The sequence below is a fragment of the Rhizobium sp. CSW-27 genome (genome assembly GCF_018760785.1).
Classification (GTDB): domain Bacteria; phylum Pseudomonadota; class Alphaproteobacteria; order Rhizobiales; family Rhizobiaceae; genus Neorhizobium.
In genome coordinates this window covers 399,394-421,683 of record NZ_JAHHZO010000003.1, presented here as the reverse complement: position 1 = coordinate 421,683, position 22,290 = coordinate 399,394, and the positions used below count along the sequence as shown (strand labels likewise).

The following is a 22,290-nucleotide window of genomic DNA, read 5'->3' as shown; positions in this document are numbered from 1 at the left end:
GGCAGATCCCGCCGAAACGGGATCTGCCGCGGATCGGCAACCTCAGCCGTTGGCCGGGAACATCGGTTTCGCGTCGGCAAAAACGCCGGGGTAGACAACCTTGATCTGGCCCTTCTGAACCTGCGTCGACACGGGTGCGGCGCCGGTGTTCTGGCCATTGACGAACTTGGTCTCGCCATAGGGCATCAGATGGTCCTTGAAGGTAGAGGTGTTCAGCGCCTCGATGACCTTGCCACGCTCGGCGGCGCCCGCACGCTCCAGGGCATCCGCCAGAAGAGCGACGGAGGAATAGTTCAGCGGGATGTTGTAGTTGTACGGCTTGCCGGTCGCCTCGACACGCGCCTGAACCGCCTTGGACTTTTCGTTGCGCGGATCGTACCAGTGATTGCAGTCCATCACGCCTTCTGCAGCTTCCGGGAATTCGGCGACGAAACGGCGATTGGAGGCGGCACCGTTCAAGACCGCATAAACGGCCTTCGGACGAACGCGCTGCTGCTGCATGGTGCGCGCCAACAGGACCGTCTCACCGTAATAGGTGCTCGGGATGATCAGGTCCGGGTTCAGGCTACGCAGCCGAAGCGTGACGTTGGAAAGGTCGCGTGAGGGTGTCGGAACCGCGATCTGCTCCAGGATTTCAAAGCCATGTTTCGGCAGTTCCGTCGCCATCAGCTTGGCAAGGCCCGAGCCGAACAGTCCGTCTTCATGCACGAGAACGACGGTCTTTGCCGGTTTGCCTGCAGCCTCGTTGATGCGCACGAGGTTCTGGATCGCCGCAGCGGTGCAGATGGAGAAGCCGGGCGCAAAGCGGAAGGTATTCTTCAGGCCGCGGCCGGTGATCTGGTCGGAAACACCGACATCGACCAGGTAGGGCAGGTCGTAACGGGAAGCTGCCTGCGAGGCGGCAAGGCAGATGGGGCTCGCAAAGCCGCCGACGATGGCGACGACGCCCTCTTCCTGCATGCGCTCCACTTCCTGCGTGCCTGCCTCCGGATTGGAGCGGGCGTCGCCGAAGACCATCTGCAGCTTGGCGCCGCCCAGCGACTTGATGCCGCCGGCCTTGTTGATGTCTTCGATGGCAAGCTCGGCTCCCAGACGGCCATACTCGCCATCCTGTGCCAGGGCGCCAGTGACCGGCTGAAGAATTCCGACCTTGATCGGAGCGGGTTCTGCAGCACGCAACACGGCGGGTGCAGAGAGCGTTGCAAGGGCTGCGGCGCCGCCCTTGAGGATGGTTCTACGTTTCAGATGGGTCTCGACCAGTTTCATGTGTTGTTCTCCTCTTGAGGGGTGGCCGCTTCTCGCGGGCATTCTTCTTGTTGTTGTTTTCATTGGCCTCGGTCAGGCTGCGGCTGTCGGCAGCCGTCCAGCGGCGGGCGCCGCGATCGCCTGTGCGGGCAAGTTCCATGTGGAAGGAATAACGGTCGGGGCGGTAGAGCGCCTGCAGGTGCTCGATACCTCGGCCCGACGCTTCGTAGACCACGCGTGTCATGGAGAGGAGGGCTGCCCCGATCTCGACATCGAGGGCGGCGGCGACATCCGGGCTTGCCAGTGTCGCACCGATGATCTGCTGGGCCTTGTCGGCCACGAGGCCCGTTCGTTCCAGAAGCTCCAGAAGCGGCGTAGAGGCGAGATCGGCCTCCGAATAGGAAATGCCGATGCGTTCCGGGACATGGGTCACAAGATAGGAAAAGGGCTGGCCATCGATCAGACGCACGCGAACGGAACGCTGCAGCCGCTCGCCGGGCTCGAGTTTCAGTTCTTCGGCCAGCGCCGGTGTGGCGTTGACATAGGAGAACGCGATCAGGCGCACGCCCGTCTTGCGGCCCATTTCCACAAGATGGGTCAGTGCATTGGCGAGATCGGCCACGACCGGCATGCGGGTCTGCCCGCCGCTGACGAAGGTGCCGGAACCCGGTCGCCGTTCGATCATGCCATCGCTTGCCAGCTTGTCGAGCGCCCGGCGCACCGTCACCCGCGAGACCCTGTGTTCCTGCGCGAGTTGCGGTTCGCTCGGCAGCTTTGCCGAATCCGGCACCTCGCCGCTCAGGATCTGTTCCCGAAGCAGGAGGTAAAGCCTGTGGGCCTTCATGGGCTCTGCGGTGGCAACGCTTCGGGTCATGGTCTGTCTTTCCTCGAAGACATCTATCTGTCCTATAAAAGATACAGATTTCTGTCTTGTCAATCGGATTTCATGTCGCGTGCCGTCAAGCGGGCCGCGATTTCGGTACAAGCCAGGGACGGGTCTTGGCGTCGTTGACCTGGAAAGCTTCGATGGCTGCGGAATGGCTCAGCGTCAGGTCTATATCGTCCCAGCCGTTCAGCAGCTTCGTACGCCAGACGGGATCGATGCGGAACGGAATGACGAGATTGGCGGCGCGGATTTCGCAGGTTTCGAGATCGACGCGGGCGCTGCCGTCACTGCTCTCCAGTGCCGCCAGAAGCGCCTCTGCATCTTCCTCTGAGACGGTGGCCGGCAGAAGCCCGTTGTTGACGGCGTTGCTGGCAAAGATGTCCCCGAAAGAGGGGGCGATGACACAGGTAAAACCGTAATCCGCCAGCGCGTAGACCGCCGCTTCCCGCGAGGAACCGCTGCCGAAATTGCGCCGCGTTACAAGGATCTTCGCGCCCTGCCATCTGGGAGCATTCAGCGGGCAGTCTGGGTGTCGCTGACCGTTTTCGTCAAAGCGCAGGTCATACAGCAGAAAATTGCCGTAACCATCTGCGCGTGATCGCTTCATGAAGCGGGCCGGGATGAGTTGGTCCGTGTCGATGCCGGAGAGCGGCAGCGGACAGGCGAGCGCATCAAGAACCTTGAAGACGTCCATTCATCGTCCTTTCGTCAGACCGGACTCCCGGCCCTGGAGGAGCGGGCGCATGTCTGTCAGATGTCCGGTTATGGCCGCCGCTGCAGCCATCGCCGGCGACATCAGATGTGTCCGGCTTCCCGGTCCCTGGCGTCCCCGGAAATTGCGATTGGTCGTGGAGGCGCAACGTTCGCCGGGCGGCACCAGATCGCCGTTCATGCCAACACACATCGAACAGCCGGCATCGACCCAGTCGAGCCCGGCTTCCGTGAAAATCCGGTGGAGGCCTTCCTCTTCGGCCTGCCGCTTCACCACTGCGGATCCTGGCGAGACCAGCCCCGGCACGCGGGCGCGCCGTCCGGCGAGGATTGCTGCCGCGGCGCGCAGATCCTCAATGCGGCTGTTCGTGCAGGAGCCGATGAATACGCGGTCGATGGCGATTTCGGTCAGCGGCTGGCCCGGGCGGATTCCCATATAATCCAGGGCCTCGCGAACATGCGCTGCCCGGGCGTGATCGGTCATACGGTCGGGGTCCGGCGCGCTTGCGGTGATGGGGGCGGCATCCTCCGGGCTGATGCCCCAGGTCACGATCGGCGCGATCTCGGCGGCGTCCAGAACAACCTCACGATCGAAAGCGGCATCCGGCTCACCGCGCAGTGCCAGCCAATGGTCGGCAGCCCGCTCGAAGTCGGTTCCGGACGGAGCGTAGGGCCGCTCCCTCAGATAGGCGAGGGTCATCTCGTCCGGAGCGACCATGCCGCAACGGCCTCCCGCCTCGATCGACAGGTTGCAGAGAGTCAGCCGTCCCTCCATGGAGAGCGCGCGAACCGCGCTGCCCGCATATTCGATCGCATGGCCCGCCGCGCCATCGGCGCCGATCATCGCGATGATCGACAGCGCCATATCCTTGGCAAAGACGCCGGGACCCAGCCTGCCCTCCACACGGATACGCATGCGTTTCGGCCTCTTCTGCCAGAGCGTCTGCGTCATCAGGACGTGAGCGACTTCCGAAGCCCCAATGCCGAAGGCGATCGCACCGAAGGCGCCATGGGTTGCCGTATGGCTGTCTCCGCACACGATGGTGAGGCCAGGCAGTGTCAGGCCCTGTTCCGGCCCCAGCACATGCACGATGCCCTGCGCCGGATCGGAGAGACCGAACAGGCGAAGTCCGTGCCGGGTCGTGTTGTCGCGCAGTTGGCGGATCATGTGCGCAATCGCAGGATCGATGGCGGCAAGATCGCGCGTGCGGGTCGGGACGTAGTGGTCTTCGATGCCGAATGTCAGGTCTGGCCGCAAGACGGAGGCGTTGCGCGCCTTCAACTTGTCGAAGGCGTGGAAGGAGCCTTCGTGCAGCAGATGCCGGTCAATGAAGAGAAGACACTGTCCGTCTTCCCGCGCGGTGACGACATGCTGATCGAAAATCTTGTCGAACAGGGTCCGCGGACCCGCCTCGGCTGAGTGAACCATTCATGCCTTCCTCGATGGGTGACGGAATTTAGGCATGGGCCGGAGCCGAAATCAAATGTTGTTTTAAAAATAATACAGATTATTGTTTTGTGAAAACGGCAGAATGCTGTCTGGTATGGGGAAGGGAGCTGCGTGTGTCTCAGCTGGTGCGAGCCAATGGAAAAACCTTCGACTATCATGTTCCGCTTGCCATCATCGGGGCTGGTGCCGCAGGTCTCGTTGCTGCACTTGCCGCGCACGAACAGGGCGAAGACGTTCTGGTTCTCGAGCGCGATCCCCTGCCACGCGGATCGACCGCGCTATCGGCCGGGCTCATACCCGCGGCTGCAACGCGCTGGCAGCGTGCTGCAGGGATCGCCGACACACCGGAACAGTTTGCCGGCGATATACTCCGGAAGGCGCATCAGGAGCCCGATGCCCTGATCGTGGATCACGTCACGCGCCTGGCCGGACCGACGCTCGAATGGCTGGCGGACCGTCATGGCCTCAACTTTTCCGTCATCGAGGATTTCAGCTATCCGGGTCACTCGGCCCGCCGCATGCACGGGCTTGCCTCCCGTTCCGGGGAGGAATTGATCGATGCCTTGCGCGCGGCGGTGGAAGGCAGCGACATCCCGGTGATCTGCGACGCGCATGTGACGACGCTTTTTGCTGATGATGCCGACCATGTTCTGGGCCTTGCCTTTACCCGCCCGGATGGGGCCGTGGAGGAGGTTGGCTGCGATCGTTTGATCCTGGCCTGCAACGGATATGGCGGCAACAGATCGCTCGTTTCCGCGCACATTCCGTCACTGGCGGAGGCGACCTATTTCGGCCATGCCGGCAATCAAGGAGATGCGCTTTTGTGGGGCGAGGCGCTGGGCGCTTCTACCCGGCACCTCAACGGCCACCAGGGGCACGGATCGGTCGCTCATCCGGCCGGCATCCTGATTTCCTGGGCCACCATCACCGAGGGTGGTTTCCAGGTGAACATGGACGGGGAACGTTTCTCGGACGAGGCGAAAGGTTATTCGGAGCAGGCCGCCGACGTCCTCAAACAACCGGAGGGACTTGCCTGGAGCATCTTTGATGTCCGGATTGCCGCAATCGCCCGGCAGTTCGAGGATTTCCGGCGGGCCGAGGCAATGGGCGTGGTCGTGACGGCGGACGACCTGTCTCAACTGGCGGCACGGATGAACGTGCCGGAAGACGCCCTTCGGCAGATCGAAGAGCAGGTGGCGGCCTGCAAACGGGGTGAGGCCAGCGATCCCTTCGGCCGCAATTTCGCCGGTTCGCCACAATTGTCTGCACCGTTTTGCGCCGTGCGCGTGACCGGTGCGCTGTTCCACACCCAAGGTGGGCTGGTCGTGGATACAGCAGCCCGTGTTCTGCGCCCGGATGGCACGCCGCTTCCCAATCTCCATGCGGCTGGCGGCGCGGCCTGCGGCGTCTCGGGCAACGCGGCCTCCGGATACCTGTCCGGCAACGGGTTGCTGACGGCCGTGACGCTCGGCTGGTCGGCGGGCGCCGGGTCAAGCGCTCATGCCGTCCGGTGCCCGTCAATTCTCGGGAAGTCTTGAGGAGGAAAACCGGTTCTCGGACGTTTCCGTGCGGAGCATCGATTCGACAGGGCTCTTGCCGCCGCGACCACTGGAGCTATGCTATTGTATGCCTGTCGCGGCAGCACGGAACTGAAGTTGGAACAGGTCGGATGTCGGATATAAGACGGATTGCGCGTCTGGCGGGTGTATCGCCTGCCACCGTCTCGCGGACCATGAACGGGCATCCGCATGTGCGAGAGGCGCTTCGCCAACATATTCTCAGCATCGCCCGACGTGAGAACTACAAGCCTCAGCGCACGGCGCCTGGCCACCTGGCTGCCAGTTCCGATGTGATCGGTTACCTTCAGTTCGGCGTGCCCGGCCTGAAGGACGGGCGCATGGCAGAGGCTGCCGAGACCATTCTTTTCGATGCCGGATACAAGACCTTCGTCTGCAACGCCGACGGCGATCGCGCCCGCGAGCGGTTCTATCTGGACTCGATGATCAAAAGAGGCGTGGCCGGTTGCATCCTTGCGCCGCAAGGTTATCCCGCCCGGGCTCTGGCGGCCGCGCATGAACTGGAAAGTGCCGGCATCGTGCCGATCATTCTGGACGCCTTGGTGCAGGTGCCGGATGTCAGTGCCGTTGCGGTCGATCCGCTGCAATGCTGGCGTTTTGGCATGGACTACCTTGCCGGTCTCGGCCATCAGCGCGTGCTTGCGCTGGTCGGACCTGCCGAACGGTCCTGGCTGGAGGAGGGCGATGGCATTCTGCCGGACGCCGAGGCCACCGAACCTTTCGATGCGGCCGGCTTGTTGAGTGACCACCTGGACCTACCATCCGCCACCTGGCCAACGGCCGTTTTCTGCAGCAATGAACAGATCGCCTGCACCGTGCTGCGGGTGCTGCGCGAAAGACGGATCGCGGTGCCTGGCACGCTTTCGGTGCTCAGCCTCGGCGGAACCGATTTTGCCCGCATGGTTTCCCCGCGCATCACATCGGTTGCGATCCCCTTTTCAGAACTTGGCGGCATCTGCGCCCGGCAATTGCTTGCCCTCGTACAGGACGGCGCAAGTTCGCCACGCACGGTGATCCTGCGTGGTCGTCTTGCCGAGGGGGACACAACCGCCGCAATTTCTGCGTCTTGAAAATGTTTCAGTTTTTTTCAGTCAATCCGCCGCCGCGGCTCCTGTCGCAGTGGCCACCATGCTCCCTTTCATGATTGTCGAGCCAGCCGATTTTATCATTTATTGTCAAAGATATGACGGTCATGACGCAAGCCGTGCAAAGCCATGTTGCAATGCGGCGACATTCACATAACTGACGCCTCGCCCGGTTACCTCTGAAACAGTTTTCAACGCCTGCCCCGGCAGGGGACGTTTCAGAGGAAGCGCAGATGAATACCAGAACCCTCATGCTCTCCGCGGCTTTGGCCGCGTTGGCCGGCCCGGCCGTTGCTGCCGGCGCCTGTCAGGTGTTTCATCAGTCGCCGCAGCTCGATGCCGCCGTCGCGGCGAAAACGCTGCCGGCTGTAGGCGATCGCCTGCCGAAAGATCCCCTCGTCGTGCAGGTGGACGAAGTGGGCACCTATGGCGGCATGCTGAAGGAGCCCTTCAGCGGCGGGCGCCTGGCGGATTATCGCCACTATGGGTACGAGCCGCTGGTGCGCTGGAGCCCGGACGGCACGCAGATCCTGCCGAACATTGCCTCCAGCTGGGAGGTTTCCGAGGACGCCAAGAGTTATACGTTCCATATCCGCGCCGGCCTGAAGTGGTCGGACGGCGTGCCCTTCTCCGCCGATGATATCGTTTTCTGGTGGGACCGGGTGGAGAACAATCGCGCCGTATCTCCCAAGGGACCGTACCGCACCTTCACGGTCGAAAATGAAGTCGCAAAGGTGGAGAAGATTGACGACCTGACGGTGCGCATCAGCTGGTCGAAGCCGAACGGCCGCTTCCTTCTCGATCTTGCCGGCCCTTATGGTCAGCGCGTCGTCCAGTTTCCGGCCCATTACGTCCGGCAGTTCGACAAGGAGCTCAATCCGGACGGCGTTGCGCAAATGATGGCCGCCAGCGGTGAGAAGGACTATGCTAAGTGGTGGGCGGGCCGCGTTGGCACCTATGGTCAGCTCTCCGAGCAGAATGACCCGAAGCGGCCGACCATGCTGGCCTGGCGCACCGTGGAGCCGGTGCTCGGCAAGACGCATTTCGTGCTGGAGCGCAATCCCTACTACTTCAAGGTGGATCAGAACTGCAATCAGCTGCCGTATATCGATGCCCGCTCCTATGACCTTGCCAAGGATTCCGAGGTCCAGCTGTTGAAGACCATGGCCGGCGATTTCGACTATTCGCTGCCGGGCATTTCCGTGCCGCAGAACAAGGGCGTCTTCTTCGAGAACCAGCAGAAGGGCAATTATCGTTTCGCAAAGGCGGAAAGCTGCGACTACAACACCATGTTCATCGAGCTGCCCTTCAACAGCCCGAAGGCCTGGCAGCAGAGCTTCCTCCAGAACAAGGATGTCCGGATTGCCCTGTCGATCGCGATCGACCGGCCCGGCATCATCGATACCGTCTATCTTGGTCAGGGTGAGCCCTATCAGGCGGCTCCTCGTCCGGGTTCGCCCTACTACAATGAGCGGCTGGCGAAGCAATATACCGAGTTTGATCCGGCCAGGGCCAATGCGCTGCTCGACAAATATTACCCGAAAAAAGACGCGCAGGGTTTCCGCCTGACCGAGGACGGACAGCGTGTCAGCTTCACCATATCGGCAGAAGGCGACTTCCGCGCCGAATGGGGTGATGTCCTGCAGATCATTGCGCAGAACTGGGCCGATATCGGTGTGGAGATGAAGCCGGATATCGCCTCGGGCGAGGTCTATGAGACCCGTCGCAAAGCTCGTGATCGCGAAGGTCTTGTCTGGGCTGGCGAAAATGGTTGCGGACAGCTTCCGCTTTCCAGCCTCGCCCGCATGATCCGTTATCAGTCGAACTGGGACAACTGGATCAACTGGATCGACAAGAACATCGCGCCGCAGACGGAAACTGTTGCGGGTGCAGAGCCGATCGAGCCGCCGCAGGACATCAAGGACCTGTTCCGCATGGAAGCGGAGATCCCGACCAAGACCGGCAAGGCCAGTGATGAACTGGTCAAGAAGTTCATGGACCAGATGGCTGACAGCTTCGTCAACATCGGCACGGTTCTGCCGGAGGGCAACTACCGGGTCGTATCGAACCGCCTGGGCGGCGTGCATGAGCCGATCATCGAAGGCTGGCTGTATCCGGGTCCGGCTCCCAGCAACATGGAAGCCTGGTTCGTCAAAAAGTAAGCCTCAGACCGTCTTGGCTATCGCGCAGAACGGCTCTGCCGTCCTGCGCGATAGGTTATGAAAGGACACGCCATGCTGCGCTTCATCCTGCAGCGGTTGCTCTGGGTTCCGCCAACCCTGATCGCCATCTCCGTTGTCGCCTTCGCCATCATCAATCTTCCGCCGGGTGATTATGTCGATCGCTATGCACTTCAGGCCGCCGCCCAGGGCGATGTGATGACGGAGGCGCAGAAAGAGGCATTGCGCATCACCTATGGTCTCGATGCGCCGATTCCGGTTCAATATGTGCGCTGGATGTCGGACATGTTGTTGCACGGCAATTTCGGTTGGTCCTTCCAGCACTCCCGTCCAGTCGCTGAAGTGATCGGCGAACGGCTGGGACTGACCGCCATCCTCTCCATTGTCACGCTGACCGTGACCTGGATGATCGCCATACCGATCGGCATCTATTCGGCCGTCCGCCGATATTCGATTGCCGATTACGTTTTTACATCACTCGGCTTTTTCGGGCTGGCTTTGCCGAACTTTCTGTTGGCGCTGGCACTGATGTATGCGCTGTTCGTGTTTACCGGCCAGAGTGTCGGCGGGCTCTTTTCCTCGCAATATGCCGATGCGCCCTGGAGCCTCGGCAAGGTGCTCGATCTTCTGGCGCATTTGTGGATACCGATCCTGGTTCTCGGCATATCCGGCATGGCCTCGATCATCCGCACCATTCGTGCCAACCTGCTGGATGAGTTGCGTGCTCCCTATCTGTCGGCGGCGCGGGCCAAGGGCTTGCCGGAAACCTGGGCGCTTCTGAAATATCCCGTCCGCCATGCAATGAACCCGTTTGTTTCCGGTCTCAATGATGTCTTCGTGCACATCATCTCGGGCGAAACCATTGTCGCGATCGTGCTGGGTCTGGAAACCACCGGCCCGCTTCTGTTCGATGCCTTGCGAAACCAGGACATGTTCCTCGCCGCCACGCTCATCATGTTTCTCGGCATTCTCGGCATGATCGGAACCCTGTTTTCGGATGTGCTTCTGGCCTGGCTTGATCCGCGCATTCGTCGTCAGTTCACCCTTGTCGAAAGGAGAGCCTGATGGTTGCCATCGACGCCTTGTCTGCCGATGTCGCTCCGCCGGCACAAAGCCCGGCCTCTGCTGTCTGGCGCAGGTTCCGCCGTCACCGGCTCGGCCTTGCCGGATTGTGGATCACCGTCCTGTTATATGTGGCAACGATATTCGTCGAAATTCTCTCGCCCCAGGCACCCGACGCCTATTCGACACGGTATGCCTATTATCCGCCGCAGGCCATCCATCTGTTTCGCGACGGGCGATTTGAGCCGCATGTGCTGGGCTACAAGGTGCAGTTCGATTATGCGTCCGGCACGCGCAGTTTTGTCGCCGATCCGCGCGCCGTGGTGCCGCTTGGCCTCTGGGTGAAGGGCGATGAATATCGCTGGCTCGGCCTGATCCCTGCCAATCGGCATCTGTTGGGACCGGTTGATCCGCGCCAACGCGTCTTTTTTGCCGGTGCGGATCGGCTTGGCCGTGACGTCCTGTCGCGCACCATCTATGCAGCGCGGGTTTCCATGACGATCGGGCTGGCAGGGGTGGCGCTGTCGCTTGTGCTCGGCGTGGCGATCGGCGGAATTTCCGGTTATGCCGGAGGCATGACCGATCAGGTCATCCAGCGTTTCATCGAATTCCTGCAATCCCTCCCGTCTATCCCTCTCTGGATCGGCTTTGCGGCGGCCATTCCAAAGGATACGCCGCCGCTGCAGACCTATTTCCTCATCTCCCTTGTTCTGTCGATGCTCGGCTGGACGGGGCTTGCGCGTGTCGTTCGTGGTCGTTTCCTGGCGATGAAGGAAGAGGAGTTCATCAAGGCGGCAAAACTCGACGGGTGCTCCACGATGCGCATCCTCTTCCGTCATATGCTGCCCTGTTTCTATTCGCACATCATCGCGGTGATCACGCTGGCCATTCCAGCCATGATTCTCGCGGAAACGAGCCTCAGTTTCCTTGGGATCGGGCTGAAGGCGCCAGTCATCAGCTGGGGCGTCCTGCTCCAGGAAATCCAGAACATCCGGTCGATGTACACCGCTCCCTGGCTGTTCCTGCCGGGCGCGGTCGTCGTTTTCGCTGTCCTTGCCCTGAATTTCCTGGGCGACGGACTGCGCGATGCCGCCGATCCTCACGGGAGTTGAACCATGGCCGAGGTTTTGCACGACACGCCCTTCCTGGAGGTTCGCGATCTGCATGTCAGTTTTGCGGAGGGTGATCGACAGTTTACCGCCCTTGACGGGGTCTCGTTCCAGGTGCGCCGCGGCAGGACATTGTGTCTCGTCGGGGAATCCGGCTGCGGCAAGTCGCTGACTGCCAAGGCCATTTTGCAGGTGATGGGTGATAATGCCCGCATCGGGCAGGGCGGCATATGGCTTTGCCGCGATGGCAGGGAGAGTATCGACATTGCCGCGCTCGACCCGCGTGGATCTGCCATACGCAGCATTCGCGGCAATGACATTGCGATGATCTATCAGGAGCCGATGAGCGCGCTCTCGCCGCTTTACACGATCGGCGACCAGATCTCTGAGGTTCTTCGCTGGCACGGAAACACCAGCCGCAGCGAGGCGCGTGAGGAGGCGATTGCGGTGCTGAGGGCCGTCGGAATGCCCGCGCCGGAAAAGCGTTTCGACGCCTATTCCTTCGAACTCTCCGGCGGCCAGCGTCAGCGTGCGATGATTGCCATGGCACTTGTCGGCCGCCCGCAGCTTTTGATCGCCGACGAGCCGACGACGGCACTTGATGTGACGACGCAGGCCGTGATCCTGGATCTTCTGCGTGAACGTCAGCAGGCGCAGGGCATGGCGATGCTCTTCATCACCCATGATCTCGGCGTGGTCTCCGAAGTCGCCGATGATGTTGCGGTGATGTATATGGGGCGGATCGTCGAAAGTGGTCCGGTGGCTGAGGTGCTCTCCGACCCGCGTCATCCCTATACCCGCGGACTGCTCGCCTCCAGGCCCTCGGTGACCGGCCGGCGCCGCGACCGCCTGGAGACCATCCCCGGTACGGTTCCGCATCTGCACAACCGGCCGTCGGGCTGCGCCTTCTTTGCCCGGTGTGGCCATCGCCGCCCCGGCGAATGTGATCGCCAGGCGCCACCGCCACGCCAGCTGGCTGAGGCGCGGCAGGCCGCGTGCTGGGCGCTTGATGATGAAGGCCATCTGCAAGCTGCCGAAACACATGCACCCGCTGTGGCCAGACGCAAACCGGATTACACTTGCCCGCCGCTCTTGAAGGTGCGCGGACTGAAGAAGCATTTCCTGCAAGGTGGCGGTCTCTTCACCAAGCCACGCCGCGTCCGGTCGCTCGACGGTGTCTCCTTCGATATCTGGCCCGGCGAGACGCTCGGGCTCGTTGGCGAATCTGGCTGCGGAAAATCCACCCTGGGACAAACGGTGATCGGCCTGCACAAGCCAAGCGAAGGCAAGGTCTTTTTGTCGAACAAGGGCCATGATGTCGATCTGGCGGCCCTGCCGCCGGCCGCCCGGCGACGCCATTGGCGCGATATCCGCATGGTGTTCCAGGACCCGAACGGCTCGTTCAATCCGCGCCTGACGGTGTATGACATCCTTGCCGAAGTGCTGTCGGTGGCCGGCGAAAGCCGTCCGGCCATCGCGTCGCGTGTCCACGAGGTCATGCGGATGGTGGGGCTCGATACCGCTTATCTCGATCGCCATGCGCATGCGTTTTCAGGTGGACAGCGTCAGCGCATCGGGATTGCCCGGGCTCTGGCCAGCAGGCCGCGGCTGATTATTGCCGATGAACCGGTTTCGGCGCTGGATGTCTCGGTACAGGCACAGATCCTCAACCTCCTGCGCGACCTGCAGGCAGAGCTCGGCCTCTCTTATCTGTTCATCTCGCACGACCTTTCTGTCGTCCGCCACATCAGCGACCGGGTTGCGGTCATGTATGCGGGTCAGGTGGTCGAGCTTGCTCCGACCGAGGAACTGTTTTCTGCTCCGCGGCATCCTTATACGCGGGCGCTGTTGAATTCGGTCCTGGAGCCGACGGTGGCTCGCCGCACGGAGCGTCAACGGCTGGCCGGCAGCGTGCCCGACCCCGCAGCCTTCCCGGAGGGCTGCCGCTTTCACCCCCGCTGTTCCTTGGCGAGCGACGAATGTCGGCGCACGCCGCCACCGCTTGCCGCAAGCGGATCGGGCCGGGATGTGGCCTGCTTCCACCCGCTGCCTGCCGCGGTGCCGGTACGCCTCCTGGAGCCGGCCTGAAATGGTTGGCATCAAGGATGTCGCTGCCCGGGCGGGTGTGTCGCCGGCAACAGCCTCGCGCGCGCTGAACGGGCATTTGCACATCAGCCCGGCCAAACGGGCCGCGGTGCTGCAGGCCGCTGAATCGCTCGGTTATCGTCCGGATGCCGTCAGCACGGCTGTACCCCGCAAACGCGACAAGACCGTCGGCGTGCTGCTGGCGCGGCAAGGCTCACCTTTCGGCGCAACCCTGCACCGTGCGATCGAGGCAACTTTGGCCGCCGAGGGTTATCTCGCCATGGTCTGCTCCACCCATACCGAGCCGGAGCGAGAGAATGCCTATGTGCGGCGGCTGCTCGACATCGAACTCGGCGGTGTCATCATTCGTCCATCGTCGTCCCTGGCGCTTGCCGCCCGCAATGCGGCGCGTTTCGAGCGGGCGGGCGTGCCGGTCGTCTTCGTCGAGACTGCGCCGCCGACGGGCAAATGCTCCCAGGTGACGACGGACAATTATGCCGGCGGACGCGAGGCGATCCAGCATCTCTACGATCTCGGCCACCGTAATATCGGAATTCTGGTGAAGGGCTGGGATCAGCGGGCACATGGCGGTCGGCCCGGCTTCATGCGCGTGAGCGGCGCCCTCGATGCCGCCCGCGACCTCGGTATTGCGGACCGCATTGCCATATCCAGCGATATGCCCGGCGAGCGTTTCGATTTCGGCCGGCGCGCCATGCGGCAGTTGCTGATCGACACGCGCGGACTGACGGCCGTGTTTGCGACGACGGATATGATCGGGCTCGGCGCGATTTCCTGCCTGCATGAAGAGGGCATGGATGTGCCCCGCGACATGTCCGTGCTGAGCTTTGATGGTTTGCCGCTCGGAGAAATGGCTCTTCCCGCTTTGTCCACCATGAGCCAGAGAATTGAGATGATGGGCCAGACGGCCGCGCGTCTTCTTATCGATCATATGACCGGCAGGATGAAACGGCCCTGCCAGATTGTTCTGCAGCCGCGGCTGACGCTGCGCGAAAGCGGTGCGCCGCACTCCCATTCCCGTAGCATCCAGTATTGAGGATAATCATGAATTATAGCAGCGAAGCGCGACACAGCCATGCCCTGACGGCTGAGGTTGCCCGATTGGCGCGGCAGCATGCGCCCATTCTGCTGTGCGACGCCAGGGAGCCTTTCCGGCCACAGACGATCGGGATAACGCGGCTGACGGCCGGCGAGCAATCGCCAAGCTGCCGGCATACGCCTCCGGCACCGGAGGGGACGGTGCATGTGCTGGAATATGCGATCTGGTGGGATGGCGATATTCAGCATCTCTACGAACTGGAGCATGTCTGGGTGGCTCTGAATGCCGATGGGGTGGCGCTTGGCGTATGCGCCAGTGCGCATGGCGGGCTTTTCGACATGTCGCAGGCGGCGCGCGAGGACGGCAGGGTGGTGCTCTATTGTGAGCCGGGCAAGCACGCTCACAGCGCCGATGCGGCCGCCATTCTGGCTCGCAGGCAGGCGCTTGATCATGCCTGCCAGAGCGGCGAGGATCTGCGCGGCATCATGATCAACGACATGTTCTGCGATGCGCTGGCCTTTCTTTCGCCGTATGACCAGTTTCTCGGGCGTGCCTATCTGAAGTCGCTGTGTTTTGCCCCGACCTATGATTTTTCGCTGCGCTTCGATCTTGCCCAGATGCGCTTCGCAAGCTGGTCGGAACTTGCCAACCACGTACCGGTGTTCATCCGCGATCAACTGGAACAGCTGCGCGCCAACCGCAAGGGCGTGAAGGCCGTCTTCCTCGATAGCGGCGCGACACTGATCGATGAAGCAAGCCAGGTATTTTGCCAGGCTGAGGCGGATCTGGTTCTCTCCGCTGCAGCCCTTGATGGCGGCGATCGGCTGGTCGGCGAACTCAAGGCCCGTGGTTATGTGGTGGCACTGGTTGCCGATGGGCGCGAACAGAGCTTTCGAAATGTCCATTCGGCTCTTGGCTTCTGGGATCTGTTCGATGCGCGGGCGATTTCGGAAGTCTGCGGGGTGGCCAAACCGGAGCCATTAATCTTCCGCGATGCCATGCTGAAGCTCGGACTGCGCGATGAGGATGCTGCCGGCATCGTGATGTTCGGCAACAACATCAAACGTGATATCCGCGGTGCCAATGCGCTCGGATTGACCTCGGTCTGGATCGACCGGCAGGACGGTTATGACAAGAGCCTCGTTTGCGCCGAGGACAAGCCAGACTTCGTGGTGCATGCGCCGCTGGAGCTTCTGTCTGTCATCGACCGCATCGAGGCGGCCGCCGGCAATGCCGGCTGAGATTTGAACGGCATAAGGCGGCCGCGATCATCCGTGGAACTGCCACGGATGATCGCCACGGAGAACCGCGCAACCGAACGATTGACCTGCGGCATCGTCGCTTCAGCCGCGTTCGAAAAGCCGTCAGACCGCGACGAAGCCGCCATCGACAAGCAGTTCCTCGCCACCAATGAAGCTGGCTTCGTCCGATGCGAGGAATAGCACCGCCCTGGCGATTTCTTCGGTTTGAGCGAGCCTGCCAAACGGAATTGCCTGCTGCATCCATGCCTCGGCGCCGGCATTGTCCTGCAGATAGGTCTGCATGGCCGGTGTGAGGACCATGCCGGGGGAAACGACATTCACACGGATGCCCAGGCTTTTCAGATCGGTTGTCCAAGTTCGTGCGAAGGAGCGGATCGCTGCCTTGGTCGCACTGTAGATCGACAGGTTGGCAAAGCCCTTGCTGCCCGCGCCCGATCCCGTCAACACGACGGCGCCGCCCGCAGACATCAGCGGCAGTGCCTTTTGCACAGTGAAGATCATGCCTTTGACGTTGATGCCGAAGACGCGGTCGACATGCTCTTCCTCAATGGCGCCAATGGTTGCGGACTCAGACACGCCGGCATTGGCGAACACCACATCCACACGATCATGATCGCGCTTGACCTGCGCATACAGCCTGTCGAGGTCGGCAAGGTTGCTGACATCGCCCTGGACGCCAACGGCGCCGTGGCCGATGTCAGCAACCGCTTCATCCAGACGGTCTTGCCGTCGGCCCGTGATGTAAACCTGCGCGCCTTCAGCCACAAACGCTCTGGCCGTGGTCAGGCCTATACCGTCCGTTCCACCCGTGATCACCACCACCTTGTTGTCAAACCGTTTCATCATATCCCTCTTGCCTTCGATAAGTGGAGGATTGCTCCACTTTTTATATGGAGATACCCTCCACTTAACAAGTCATGATGAGGCGAAAATTTTGGTCGACGACATTCCACTGCGGGCTGACGCGCAGCGAAACCGGGATCAGATTCTTGCTGCTGCCGAAGAAGTCTTTCTGGAGCGCGGTGCTCGCGTCTCGCTGGACGACGTTGCCAAGCGCGCTGGTGTTGGCATCGGCACGCTCTACCGTCGCTTTCCGACACGGGAAGACCTGCTCGCTGCGGCATACAGCGCCCGTTTCCTGAGGTTTGCCGAAGCCTCCCGGAACAGAGGAGAGGAGGTTGATCCGCTGAAAGCCTTGCGGCTCTATCTTCAGGAACTCGTCGAGTACACGAACATGTATCGCGGCGTTGCGGCGTCGCTCGGAACCGTCTTGCAGATCGGAACGCCGGGATGTGTCGCAACCAGCGAGGAAGGCGTCCGGCTGCTGCAGCGTGGACAGCAGGCGGGCGTCATTCGGTCCGATATCAGCTTTGACGACATCGTCTGCATCGCGACCGCAATTTCGCTCGCTACGGAGAAGGACACCGCACCGCAAGCCCATATTGCTCACCTGGTGGGCGTCTTCATGGGCGGGATCGGCATTCGCCGATAATGCCGATCAGGCTTCGGGCCTTGGTCAATCATGTCTGCGCCAGGGGGCGAGGCAGTGCTGAGCCGACCCGGCACAAAGGCCGCCGCAGACGCTCGACTGGTCCGGGACCTTCTGCTGTTCACAAGGATGCTTGTCCTGCTCTCAGGGTCTGTCCCTTGCCAGCTCGCGGGCCGTTTCAAGGAAGGCCTGCATGGCAGCTGAGAGATTTCGGCGCCCGGGATAATACAGGCAGAGTTCCCCGAAGGCGTGGGTCCAGTCTTCCAGCAGGCGCACCAGTCGTCCGGCCTTCACATCCTCCGCAATGCTTTCTTCCATGAAGCAGCCAATGCCGATGCCTTCCAGGGCCGCCGCACGGGCGACGCCTGTCTCGTCCAGCGTCACACTGCCGGGTACATCCAGTTCCACGGACTGACCCTCCTTCTCGAAGCGCCAGCGCAACAGGGATCCGTCGGGCAGCCGGACGCGTAAGCACCGATGCCCCAGAAGGTCGGAAGGCCCTTCAGGCCTGCCGTTTTTCTCCAGATAGTCGGCCGAAGCAACGATGGCGTAGCGCTGCGGGCGGCCGAGCGGCAAGGCGATCATGTCGCTCGGCACGAGCGCGGCCACCCGGACCCCGAGATCGAAGCCCTCTGCCACGATATCCACCAGCCGTGCCTCGGTCGCGAGATCCACGTGAACCTCGGGATAGCGGCCCATGAAGGTGGCGATCAGCGGCGAAATGATCTGCCGGGCGGCGAAGGGGGCGGCGTTGATGCGGATCATGCCGGTCGGTTTGTCCCGCTGGGAGCGCACGGCATCAAGCGCACCGTGAATATCCTGCAATGCTGGTCCGACCCGCTCCACGAACAGCCTTCCAGCATCCGTCAGCGACACGCTTCGCGTCGTCCGGTTGAAGAGGCGCACGCCGAGATGACTTTCGAGCCGCGCGATCATATGGCTGAGCGCGGTGGTGGACATGCTCATGTCGATGGCCGCCGCCCGGAACGTTCCGCGCCGCGCGATGGCAAGGACAGCGCCGAGTTCCTGCAGGCCTGCCATATCCATTATCCTGATTTCTTCATTATTTCATCCCGAATTGAGTGGCTTATTTAGGATTATCCGGCGCGCTAAGTCTACGGCTATCACACAGCCGATGGAGAAGAACATGAAGATACCCGCCGTCATCGAGAGCTATTTCGCAGCCGACAATCAGGACCAGTCCCATAACCTCTCCGCCTTGTTTGCGGCCGATGCCGTGGTCTCGGACGAGAAAACGAGGCATGAGGGGATCGACGCCATTATCGCCTGGAGCGCGGCGGCGAAGAACAGGTACGGGCATACGAGCGAGCCCCTGGATGCCGAGGAGGCCGATGGGGGATATATCGTGCGGGCGCGCGTGACCGGCCGCTTTCCCGGCAGCCCGATTATTCTCACCTATCGTTTTCATCTCGAGGCGGAAAAGATTGCGAGACTGGAGATCGGCTGATGGCAAACTTCATCGACCTGAAGGGCAAGCGCGCACTCGTTACCGCCGGCACGAAGGGTGCCGGCGCGGCAACCGTTGATCTTTTGCGGCAACTGGGAGCAACGGTGCTGACAACCGCACGCTCGCGGCCCGAAGACCTTGCGCACAGCGAGTTTGTTGCAGCCGACCTCACCACGCAAGCCGGATGCCTATCCGTGGCGGATGCGGTGCGGGAACGTCTCGGCGGCATCGACATTGTTGTCCACATGCTTGGCGGATCTTCGGCACCCGCCGGCGGCTTCCAGGCGCTGAGCGATGACGAATGGCGCAAGGAACTGGACCTGAACCTGTTTCCGGCCGTCCGCCTCGACCGTTTGCTGGTGCCGGACATGGTCGCCCGGGGCCGCGGCGTCGTCATCCATGTCTCGTCGATCCAGCGCTTGCTGCCGCTGCCGGAGGCCACGACCGCCTATGCAGCCGCCAAGGCCGCGCTGTCCACGTACAGCAAGAGCCTGTCCAAGGAGGTTTCGCCGAAGGGCATTCGCGTCCTGCGCGTCTCGCCTGGCTGGATCCTGACGGAATCCTCGCTGCATCTGGCCGAGCGGCTGGCGAAGGAGGCGGGTACGGATCTAGAAGGCGGCAAGAGACTGATCATGGACTCACTCGGCGGGATCCCGATCGGGCGTCCCTCCAGGCCGGATGAAATTGCCAGTCTCATCGCCTTCCTCGCTTCCGACAGGGCCGGAACGATCTCCGGCGTCGAATATGTCATCGACGGCGGGACGGTGCCGACCGTCTAGCAGCGGCAGGAGCCGTCGTGCTCCATCGTTGTGCGGTGGTGAAACTGCCCGGGTAGAAGAGGTATCGGCGTTTCTCGGCGGCGTTGGCCATGAAGGTCTTCTTCCTGGCTCTGCTAATGGCGATGCCAGGGCGCCTGAGGGATGTGTTCAACAGGCTTCTTTTTCGGCCACCGGCCGGGATCGGCGAGGTCGGAGTGACAATTGTCCGATGGCAGGCGCGACCGGCCTTCGATCTTGAGGCTGTCGCGTCCAAAGGCCTCCAGGGCCTGAAACGAACCTGTCAGTGACATCATCGACTTTCATCCTCGGCTCCAGCAAATGATGCCAGACTGGGGGCTCTTCAACCTCAATGCATGCGCGCAAACCAGGATGCTCCGCACGGCGGCCTTCCACCGCCGAACCTCCGCTTCCCCTGCCTCAGAAGGCCACCCGCACCGTCAGGCTTGCATTGAACGGCTGGCCAACGGCAACACCATAGGCCGAATTGCCGATCGAGGAGGTGTAATACGTCTTGTCGAAGATGTTGTTGAGGTTCAGCTGGATCTCGACCGGGTGGTCTCGTTCGATCCGATAGGTGGCAAACAGGTCGACGACGCCGTATCCGGGCAGGTAGAAGCTGTTGGCGGCATCGCCGGCCCGCTGGCCGACGGCGCGCAGGGCGCCGCCGAACCGCAGGCTGCCCCGGCCGCCGAACACCGCGCCGTAATCATAGGCCAGACGCAGGGCGGCCGTGTTGCTTGCGACGTTTGCTAAGCTGTTGCCGGCGTAATCGGGATCGTCCATCACCTCTGCATCGGTCAGGCCATAGCTTGCGACCAGTTGTACGTCGTCCGTCAGCTGGCCGGCGAGATCAAGCTCGATGCCCTTGGAGCGGACCAGCCCGGCGGTGCGATAAACCGTCGTACCATTCACTGTTTCCGAATAGGCGACGTTCTTCTTTTCGGCGTAGTAAACCGCCAGCGTTCCACTCAGCCAGCTGTTGAAATCCACCTTCGAGCCGATTTCATAGGAAATGCCCTTTTCCGGATCGAGACTGCCATAGGCGCTGTTGATCGAGCTGTTGGGCCTGAAGGTCCGTGCCACATTGGCGTAGAGCGACGCTTCAGGGCTCAGGGACCAGACCAGACCGGCATTAGGGATCAGCGCCAGCCCGTCGGTATCGCTGTTGACCGTGCTGCCGCTGCCGGCCACGACGTCATAGTGTTCAAGGCGCAGGCCGGCAACGGCGATCCAGTCGTCCGAAAGATGGATGCGGTCCTGGGCGTAGAGGGACTGCGTCCGCATGCGCTGATATTCCCGCGTCGAGGCCGCCGCATTGTAGATGCAGGGCGATATGGCGTCGTAGACGGGCTGATTGACATTGAAACGGTTGCCGGCATTGCACTGCTGCAGGGCCGCGCGGGAGATGCGCTCGTCCCGCACGGCCGCGCCGAACAGGAACTCGTTATTGAAGCCGAAAAGTTCCTCGCTACCCGTCAGGTCCGCCCGCAGCGAGTGGACTGTGGTATCGTAATAGCCGCGCACGTCCGAGCGGCGGGTCAGCACGCCGGTCGTTGCGTTGTAGGCGGTGGCACGTGTCTGGTCTGCGGAAAAGCTGTCCTTGCCCCAGCCGTAGTTCAGCGCCAGGTTCCAGTCGTCGCCAAGCTCACGGTCCAGCGACAGCTTGAACAGATCGGAATCGCCATCCACCTCCGACCAGTCTTCGTCCAGGCGCTGCCGGCGGCTGATGTCGAGGAACTGCCGGTTGGCGGTGTCGTAAACAGTGCCGCGATCATACGGATTGAGGTAGTGCTGATGCGTGTAGGATATGCCGATCTTTGTGTCCTCGCCTTCCCATGACAGCGATGGTGCGACGAGCCAGTTGCGGTTCTTGCCGAAATTGCGCCAGTAATCGCCATCCTCGCCCTCGACGATCAGGCGGTAGGAAAGATCGGTATCCGTGATCGGCCCCGTGATGTCGAAGCCCGCCTTCTTGGAATATTGCCCGGCGCCATAGGCGGAGAATTTCGTCCAGGCTTCGGCGGCAAAGCTGTCCTGCGGCTTCTTCGTGACCACATTGATCATACCGCCCGGATCAAGCACGCCGTAGAGCGTGGAGGCCGGCCCCTTTAGCACGTCGACATAGTCTGTCGTGGCGTTGAAGCTGCGGGGCAGGGCCGTGTTGAGGCCGTCGGTCAGGATGGAACCATCCCGGCTTTCGCCGAATCCGCGGCGGATGATGGCGTCGTTGGCGCCGGCAATGGTGTTTCCCTGGGTGATGCCGCTGACATCCGACAGTGCGTCGTCCAGGTTGTTGGCCGCCTTGTCCTTGATGACTTGCGGGGCAACCGTAGTCACCGCCTGCGGTATGTCCTTGACCGGCGTCTGCGTGCGGGTTGCGGTTGCGGTGCGGGAGGTCTTGTATGCCGCCTTTCCGTTGTCATTCTCGCCATTGATGAGGATCGGGTCCAGCTGAAGCGCTGCACCGTCCTGCGCCAGGGCGCCAGGGCCGAACGTATTGAAGGTGAGGCCAAGCGACAGTGTCGTGCAAAGCAGGGCGATATGGTTGCGCATTCTCATCAAAAGTTACGTGTGGTTTGAATTGGGCTGGCCGGTCATTCGATAGTGGAATGTAGTAGTCAAGTTTTTGTGTGCGACGACCGGGGGAAACGGCGAGGCGAGCATGGCGGCGGCAAAGCGCCCGATCTGTCGAATAGACTGGTGCGATGACTGGCCAGATTTACAGATTTTCCTAATGATAACAAAAGACTTAATCGGAGGCGGGCAGGGCAGACGATTGCAGGACGGGATGCAGGGCGCGGCAGGCGACACTTCCAGCCTCGCATCGAAAGGGCGGGCTCGCGGC

The 22,290-nt window shown here is 61.9% G+C and carries 19 protein-coding genes; 11 read left to right on the top strand and 8 right to left on the bottom strand.

Annotated features, from left to right (window positions below; translation table 11 throughout):
- Positions 1-42 precede the first annotated feature (42 nt).
- The 4 genes from KLP42_RS08590 to leuC all read right to left on the bottom strand — a co-directional run bounded on the left by KLP42_RS08590 (position 43) and on the right by leuC (position 4,271).
- Positions 43-1,266, bottom strand: coding sequence for an ABC transporter substrate-binding protein (locus tag KLP42_RS08590; protein WP_215565790.1), 1,224 nt, complete (start codon positions 1,264-1,266; stop codon positions 43-45).
- Positions 1,235-2,119 (bottom strand): GntR family transcriptional regulator, encoded by an 885-nt coding sequence (locus KLP42_RS08585; protein WP_252192853.1) that lies wholly within the window; start codon positions 2,117-2,119, stop codon positions 1,235-1,237. Before KLP42_RS08585 ends, KLP42_RS08590 begins: the two co-directional genes overlap by 32 nt.
- A gap of 85 nt (positions 2,120-2,204) precedes the next feature.
- Complete coding sequence (leuD, locus tag KLP42_RS08580) at positions 2,205-2,825, bottom strand: 3-isopropylmalate dehydratase small subunit (protein ID WP_215565789.1); 621 nt, start codon at positions 2,823-2,825, stop codon at positions 2,205-2,207.
- The gene (leuC, locus tag KLP42_RS08575; RefSeq protein ID WP_215565788.1) at positions 2,826-4,271 is read right to left on the bottom strand and encodes a 3-isopropylmalate dehydratase large subunit; all 1,446 of its coding nucleotides are present in this window, start codon (positions 4,269-4,271) and stop codon (positions 2,826-2,828) included.
- Between the two features lie 134 nt (positions 4,272-4,405).
- Here leuC and KLP42_RS08570 point away from each other — a divergent pair, with 134 nt between their 5' ends.
- The 8 genes from KLP42_RS08570 (at position 4,406) to KLP42_RS08535 (ending at position 15,688) form a co-directional block, all read left to right on the top strand.
- On the top strand, positions 4,406-5,830 hold the full coding sequence (locus KLP42_RS08570; protein WP_502941280.1) for an FAD-dependent oxidoreductase: 1,425 nt from the start codon (positions 4,406-4,408) through the stop codon (positions 5,828-5,830).
- Entirely contained in the window at positions 5,803-6,939 is a 1,137-nt protein-coding gene (locus tag KLP42_RS08565) for a LacI family DNA-binding transcriptional regulator (RefSeq protein ID WP_353844840.1), read from the top strand. The genes KLP42_RS08570 and KLP42_RS08565 overlap by 28 nt, the downstream gene beginning before the upstream one ends.
- 248 nt (positions 6,940-7,187) lie before the next feature.
- Complete coding sequence (locus tag KLP42_RS08560) at positions 7,188-9,116, top strand: ABC transporter substrate-binding protein (protein WP_215565786.1); 1,929 nt, start codon at positions 7,188-7,190, stop codon at positions 9,114-9,116.
- 72 nt (positions 9,117-9,188) lie between these two features.
- The gene (locus KLP42_RS08555; protein WP_215565785.1) at positions 9,189-10,199 is read left to right on the top strand and encodes an ABC transporter permease; all 1,011 of its coding nucleotides are present in this window, start codon (positions 9,189-9,191) and stop codon (positions 10,197-10,199) included.
- Positions 10,199-11,308 (top strand): ABC transporter permease, encoded by a 1,110-nt coding sequence (locus tag KLP42_RS08550; RefSeq protein WP_215565784.1) that lies wholly within the window; start codon positions 10,199-10,201, stop codon positions 11,306-11,308. Before KLP42_RS08555 ends, KLP42_RS08550 begins: the two co-directional genes overlap by 1 nt.
- 3 nt (positions 11,309-11,311) lie before the next feature.
- Positions 11,312-13,393: an ABC transporter ATP-binding protein gene (locus KLP42_RS08545; RefSeq protein ID WP_215565783.1), complete on the top strand. Its 2,082-nt coding sequence runs from the start codon at positions 11,312-11,314 to the stop codon at positions 13,391-13,393.
- 1 nt (position 13,394) lies between these two features.
- Positions 13,395-14,444 carry a LacI family DNA-binding transcriptional regulator gene (locus tag KLP42_RS08540; RefSeq protein WP_215565782.1) on the top strand — a complete coding sequence of 350 codons (1,050 nt, stop codon included), beginning with the start codon at positions 13,395-13,397 and terminating at the stop codon, positions 14,442-14,444.
- A gap of 8 nt (positions 14,445-14,452) precedes the next feature.
- Complete coding sequence (locus tag KLP42_RS08535) at positions 14,453-15,688, top strand: HAD family hydrolase (RefSeq protein WP_215565781.1); 1,236 nt, start codon at positions 14,453-14,455, stop codon at positions 15,686-15,688.
- Positions 15,689-15,811: 123 nt separating this feature from the next.
- Here KLP42_RS08535 and KLP42_RS08530 read toward each other — a convergent pair whose 3' ends face one another.
- Positions 15,812-16,555, bottom strand: coding sequence for an SDR family NAD(P)-dependent oxidoreductase (locus tag KLP42_RS08530; RefSeq protein ID WP_215565780.1), 744 nt, complete (start codon positions 16,553-16,555; stop codon positions 15,812-15,814).
- A gap of 88 nt (positions 16,556-16,643) precedes the next feature.
- Here KLP42_RS08530 and KLP42_RS08525 point away from each other — a divergent pair, with 88 nt between their 5' ends.
- A complete protein-coding gene (locus tag KLP42_RS08525) occupies positions 16,644-17,201 on the top strand; it encodes a TetR/AcrR family transcriptional regulator (protein ID WP_215565779.1) in 558 nt (185 codons plus the stop codon).
- A gap of 141 nt (positions 17,202-17,342) precedes the next feature.
- Here KLP42_RS08525 and KLP42_RS08520 read toward each other — a convergent pair whose 3' ends face one another.
- Positions 17,343-18,245 carry a LysR family transcriptional regulator gene (locus tag KLP42_RS08520; RefSeq protein ID WP_215565778.1) on the bottom strand — a complete coding sequence of 301 codons (903 nt, stop codon included), beginning with the start codon at positions 18,243-18,245 and terminating at the stop codon, positions 17,343-17,345.
- 88 nt (positions 18,246-18,333) lie between these two features.
- Here KLP42_RS08520 and KLP42_RS08515 point away from each other — a divergent pair, with 88 nt between their 5' ends.
- Together KLP42_RS08515 and KLP42_RS08510 are read left to right on the top strand one after the other, a co-directional pair.
- Entirely contained in the window at positions 18,334-18,666 is a 333-nt protein-coding gene (locus KLP42_RS08515; RefSeq protein ID WP_215565777.1) for a nuclear transport factor 2 family protein, read from the top strand.
- Entirely contained in the window at positions 18,666-19,445 is a 780-nt protein-coding gene (locus KLP42_RS08510; protein WP_215565776.1) for an SDR family oxidoreductase, read from the top strand. Before KLP42_RS08515 ends, KLP42_RS08510 begins: the two co-directional genes overlap by 1 nt.
- Positions 19,446-19,558: 113 nt before the next feature.
- Here the strand turns inward: KLP42_RS08510 and KLP42_RS08505 are convergent, their stop codons facing one another.
- Both KLP42_RS08505 and KLP42_RS08500 read right to left on the bottom strand, forming a co-directional pair.
- Entirely contained in the window at positions 19,559-19,738 is a 180-nt protein-coding gene (locus KLP42_RS08505; RefSeq protein ID WP_215565775.1) for a hypothetical protein, read from the bottom strand.
- Positions 19,739-19,862: 124 nt separating this feature from the next.
- Positions 19,863-22,004, bottom strand: coding sequence for a TonB-dependent siderophore receptor (locus KLP42_RS08500; protein ID WP_215565774.1), 2,142 nt, complete (start codon positions 22,002-22,004; stop codon positions 19,863-19,865).
- Positions 22,005-22,290: the final 286 nt, after the last annotated feature.

Coding starts and splice junctions, on each gene's coding strand:
- KLP42_RS08550 (WP_215565784.1), top strand. CDS start 10,199: ATGGTTGCCATCGACGCCTTGTCTGCCGATGTCGCTCCGCCGGCACAA.
- KLP42_RS08540 (WP_215565782.1), top strand. CDS start 13,395: ATGGTTGGCATCAAGGATGTCGCTGCCCGGGCGGGTGTGTCGCCGGCA.
- KLP42_RS08585 (WP_252192853.1), bottom strand. CDS start 2,119: ATGACCCGAAGCGTTGCCACCGCAGAGCCCATGAAGGCCCACAGGCTT.
- KLP42_RS08515 (WP_215565777.1), top strand. CDS start 18,334: ATGGAGAAGAACATGAAGATACCCGCCGTCATCGAGAGCTATTTCGCA.
- KLP42_RS08545 (WP_215565783.1), top strand. CDS start 11,312: ATGGCCGAGGTTTTGCACGACACGCCCTTCCTGGAGGTTCGCGATCTG.
- KLP42_RS08510 (WP_215565776.1), top strand. CDS start 18,666: ATGGCAAACTTCATCGACCTGAAGGGCAAGCGCGCACTCGTTACCGCC.
- KLP42_RS08505 (WP_215565775.1), bottom strand. CDS start 19,738: ATGATGTCACTGACAGGTTCGTTTCAGGCCCTGGAGGCCTTTGGACGC.
- KLP42_RS08500 (WP_215565774.1), bottom strand. CDS start 22,004: ATGAGAATGCGCAACCATATCGCCCTGCTTTGCACGACACTGTCGCTT.
- KLP42_RS08555 (WP_215565785.1), top strand. CDS start 9,189: ATGCTGCGCTTCATCCTGCAGCGGTTGCTCTGGGTTCCGCCAACCCTG.
- KLP42_RS08530 (WP_215565780.1), bottom strand. CDS start 16,555: ATGATGAAACGGTTTGACAACAAGGTGGTGGTGATCACGGGTGGAACG.
- leuC (WP_215565788.1), bottom strand. CDS start 4,271: ATGGTTCACTCAGCCGAGGCGGGTCCGCGGACCCTGTTCGACAAGATT.
- KLP42_RS08590 (WP_215565790.1), bottom strand. CDS start 1,266: ATGAAACTGGTCGAGACCCATCTGAAACGTAGAACCATCCTCAAGGGC.
- KLP42_RS08560 (WP_215565786.1), top strand. CDS start 7,188: ATGAATACCAGAACCCTCATGCTCTCCGCGGCTTTGGCCGCGTTGGCC.
- KLP42_RS08535 (WP_215565781.1), top strand. CDS start 14,453: ATGAATTATAGCAGCGAAGCGCGACACAGCCATGCCCTGACGGCTGAG.
- leuD (WP_215565789.1), bottom strand. CDS start 2,825: ATGGACGTCTTCAAGGTTCTTGATGCGCTCGCCTGTCCGCTGCCGCTC.
- KLP42_RS08520 (WP_215565778.1), bottom strand. CDS start 18,245: ATGGATATGGCAGGCCTGCAGGAACTCGGCGCTGTCCTTGCCATCGCG.